Genomic DNA, 3,903 nt, shown 5'->3' with positions numbered 1-3,903 from the left:
CGATCAACTCCGGCTCGCCTCCCAGGGACTGCAATCGAGCCGGCACGTGGACCTTGAGCAGGCCTTGGGCTGCGATCGGCTCCCAAGCGACCACACCCAAGGTGGGCAGGGCGTGCAAGGCGGCCAACGCAGCAGATGCGTTGGCATATTGCACCGGCGCAGCCAGAGCCGGGTCCGGCAGGTTCAACGCGACACCGTTGCGATGCAACCAGCGCCAGCCCTCCCTATCGCGCTGACTCCAGAAATCGACGCCTGCCCGCTGCACTTGGGCGCCTCGTTCAGCAAGTGCTTCCAGCAAGCCAGCCGGCGGAGCGCTTTCGCCCACGATCACCGGGCGCCCTGCCCTGGCGATGCCAGCCTTTTCACGCCCGATACTGTCGCGATCGTTGCCCAGCCAATCCATATGATCGAGGTCGATCGTCGTGATCACCGCGACATCGGCATCGATGATGTTGACGGCATCCAGTCGTCCTCCCAACCCCACTTCCAGCACCGCGACATCCAGGTCGGCACGCGCGAACAGATCCAGCGCAGCCAGGGTGCCAAACTCGAAATAGGTGAGCGGCAGCGCACCTCGTGCCGCTTCGATGCGTTCGAAACTGGCAACCAGTGCATCGTCGGTGGCGTCGATCGCGTCCATGCGCACTCGCTCGTTGTAGCGAAGCAGGTGCGGCGAGGTGTAACAGCCCACGCGCTTGCCCGCCGAACGCAACATCGCCTCGAGCAAGGCCACGGTCGACCCTTTGCCATTGGTGCCGCCCACCGTGATCACGTGACGGGCGATCTGCGGTGCCCCCATGCGCCGCCACACCTGGCCAACACGCTCCAGACCCAACTCGATATCACGGACGTTCGTGCTTTCCTGATAAGCCAGCCATTGGGCCAGCGTGCGCGCGGACATGCAATCTCCTTTCAATTCATGCAGCCAGCGGACGCAACCAGAAGCGCAGGCGATGTTCGCCCTGCACTTGGTCGCCGAGCTCGGTCCATTTGAGCGTGCAAAACATCGACTGCTGTCGCTGGTAGCCGCGCCTGCGCCAGAACGCATCGTTGCCGCGATAATCGGCGGGCTTGCGCGGATCGCCCGCTTGCCGCTCCACCGAACAGAAGGCCGTCATCGCGAAGCCGCCCAGTCGCTGGGCATGCGCCTCGCGCTCGTCGAAGAAACGGTGTCCCAGGCCACGACCGCGGTAGGCGCGCTGAAGCACCGATTCGCCGAAATAATAAACCGCATTGACGTCGTAACCGCCATCCAGGAACGGCTTCTGGAACGCCTCGCCATCGTCGGCCAGCGGGATACCTGTCGCCGCGCCCACGACGTTATCGCCATCCAGTGCCAGCACGAATACGCTGCGCTCAGAGGCCGCATAGGCGCGCAGATAGGTACTTTCATAGGCGCGATCCCCTTCGTAGAGATAGGGGTAGTCGCGAAAAACCTCGATACGCAGCCTGGCCAGGTCGTCCACGTACGGAGCCACCGCCTCGCCGACGCAGGTAATCACTCGCAAGCTCATGCGCAGACCTGTGCCACCCAGTCGTTGAGGTTGTAATAGTTGCTTACGCGTGTGATGCGACCCTCATGGAGCTCGAAGAACGCGCCACCCGGCAGCACGTAACGCTGACCGGTCGCGGGTGGCAACCCTTCGTCGTCGGCCAGGTATTGCCCATGCACCACATATTCAGCGGCAGCGCGGCGGCCATCGGGTGACACCATCACCACGATGTCGTTGAGCTGTTCGGCATAGCTGCGATGCATGCGTGCAAGGAATGCGGCGAACGTGTCGCGCCCCGTTTCGCGCTGCCCCTGGTTGATGTCATGAGCCACGTCGTCACTGAGGCAATCGAGCATATCCTGCCAGTCACCGCGGTTGAACGCGGCGTAGTAACGATCAATCAGGGCCTTGGCCTCGGGCATGGTGCGCATTCCAGAAAACGAAAGAATCCAGGCGCGCAGTTTAAGCCATTGGACGCTTACCAGTGGATACCCGACGCACGCACTGCCCAGTACATGCCAAAGGCCGTCCAGAACATGCGCTTGATCGCGCGTCCGGTCAACCAGGCTACGAGCAGGCCCAATAGCAGCGGCATGTACTTGTCCAGGGTGCTGCGAGATGGATTGATGGTTTGCATGGCGATGTCTCCCCGCGCCGGATTGGCGTGGGAGATATCCTGTCCAACTCGGAGCCAAAGCGGCAGAACGCCTCGTCAGTGATCGGCAATGACAGGCGTCACGACGCCGGGCGCGCCTTGCCAAGCCGCAACGCATTGCTGACCACCGAAACCGAAGACAGGCTCATGGCCAGGGCCGCGAACATCGGCGACAGGGTAAGGCCCCACAACGGATACAACAGACCGGCGGCCAAAGGAACACCAATGGCGTTGTAGACAAAGGCAAAGAACAGGTTCTGGCGAATATTGCGCACGGTAGCGATGGAAAGTGCGCGCGCTCGGCCGATCGCGGCCAGATCCGAAGTCACCAGCGTAAGCTGGGCACTGTGCATGGCCATGTCCGTCCCGGTACCCATGGCGATGCCCGTATCGGCTGCCGCCAACGCAGCCGCGTCGTTGATGCCATCCCCCGCCATCGCCACGCGATGACCGCCTTGGCGACATGTCTGGATCAGCGCGGCCTTACCCAACGGTGACACCTGCGCGTGGACTTCCTCGATACCCAACTGCCCTGCCACCCATCTTACCGTCGCTTCATGATCTCCGCTCAGCAATATCAGGCGCAGTCCGTCTTCTCGCAGGCCGCGCAGCGCCTCGACCACGCCAGGACGTAACCGATCGACAATCGATAGCAACGCCAGCAACTGGCCACCCTCGCAGAGCCCTACCACGGTAGCGCCTTGCTCGCGCTGTCCGGCCGCTCGACGCTGCCAATCATCATCGAGCGCGACGCCCTGCCCGAGCAACCAATCCAGGCTGCCCAGAGCGATCACCGAGCCATCCGCTTTACCTTGCACACCACCGCCGGCAGTCGCCTGGAAAGCCTCCACCGACGCCCCTTCCACACCAGCGGCCTTGGCGGCGGCGAGCACGGCACGCGCCACCGGATGCTCACTGGAACGCTCCAGCCCCGCAGCAAGCGCCAACACACGTTCACGACTGACGCCATGCGCAACCACGATCTCTCCCAATACCGGCCTCCCCTCGGTCACTGTCCCGGTCTTGTCAAACACCAGGGTATCGACCAGACGCAAAGCTTCAATGGCCGCGGCATCCTTGAACAGCACACCATCGCGCGCCGCCTTGCCGCTGGCCACCATGATCGAGATCGGCGTGGCAAGCCCCAGCGCACAAGGACAGGCAACGATCAGCACAGCGACGGCTGCGAGCATGGCATGGACAAATCGTGGCTCCGGCCCCAGCCACCACCAAGCGGCAAACGCCAGCACGCCAGCCCCGAGCACGCATGGCACGAACCAACTGGCCACAGTGTCGGCCAGACGCTGCGACGGCGCCTTGCTGCGCTGCGCCTGGGCAACCTGCGCCACAATCTGGGCAAGCAAGGTCTGCGTGCCCACTTTTTCAGCCCGCATCACCAGCGCGCCTTCCTGGTTGACCGTGCCGCCAGTCAACGTATCGCCCGCCGCCTTGATCACCGGCATCGGCTCTCCCGTCAGCATCGACTCATCGACATGACTGCTGCCCTCCAAGACCACGCCATCCACGGGCAGTTTTTCGCCGGGACGCACGCGCAGACGATCTCCCTTGTGCAATTGATCGAGGGGCACATCATGTTCGCCATGCGCGTCGAGGCGACGAGCGGTCTTGGGAGCCAATCCGAGCAATGCCTTCAAGGCATCGCCGCTGCGCCTTCGCGCACGTGCCTCCAGCAGGTCACCCAAGGTGACCAAAGTCACGATGACCGCGGCCGATTCAAAATACATCGGTGCACGG

Annotated in this window: 5 protein-coding genes; all 5 read right to left on the bottom strand. The window is 63.3% G+C overall.

Annotated elements, in window-relative coordinates:
- Positions 1–901: bifunctional folylpolyglutamate synthase/dihydrofolate synthase (locus VF436_RS04670; protein WP_330902832.1), on the bottom strand; the 901-nt coding region annotated here is incomplete at its 3' end.
- 16 nt (positions 902–917) lie between these two features.
- On the bottom strand, positions 918–1,514 hold the full coding sequence (locus tag VF436_RS04665) for a GNAT family N-acetyltransferase (protein ID WP_330902831.1): 597 nt from the start codon (positions 1,512–1,514) through the stop codon (positions 918–920).
- Complete coding sequence (locus VF436_RS04660) at positions 1,511–1,915, bottom strand: ketosteroid isomerase-related protein (protein WP_330902830.1); 405 nt, start codon at positions 1,913–1,915, stop codon at positions 1,511–1,513. Before VF436_RS04660 ends, VF436_RS04665 begins: the two co-directional genes overlap by 4 nt.
- A 56-nt stretch (positions 1,916–1,971) precedes the next feature.
- The gene (locus tag VF436_RS04655) at positions 1,972–2,130 is read right to left on the bottom strand and encodes a hypothetical protein (protein WP_330902829.1); all 159 of its coding nucleotides are present in this window, start codon (positions 2,128–2,130) and stop codon (positions 1,972–1,974) included.
- A 98-nt stretch (positions 2,131–2,228) separates the two neighbouring features.
- Positions 2,229–3,903 (bottom strand): copper-translocating P-type ATPase (locus tag VF436_RS04650; RefSeq protein WP_330902828.1); only part of this gene is annotated, 1,675 nt, incomplete at its 5' end.

The organism is Dyella sp. (genome assembly GCF_036384435.1).
GTDB lineage: Bacteria > Pseudomonadota > Gammaproteobacteria > Xanthomonadales > Rhodanobacteraceae > GSA-30.
This window is presented reverse-complemented; position numbering and strand designations above follow the sequence as displayed.

Bases quoted from the DNA above. Each gene is read 5' to 3' on its own strand.
- VF436_RS04665 (WP_330902831.1), bottom strand. From the start codon at position 1,514: ATGAGCTTGCGAGTGATTACCTGCGTCGGCGAGGCGGTGGCTCCGTAC.
- VF436_RS04660 (WP_330902830.1), bottom strand. From the start codon at position 1,915: ATGCCCGAGGCCAAGGCCCTGATTGATCGTTACTACGCCGCGTTCAAC.
- VF436_RS04655 (WP_330902829.1), bottom strand. From the start codon at position 2,130: ATGCAAACCATCAATCCATCTCGCAGCACCCTGGACAAGTACATGCCG.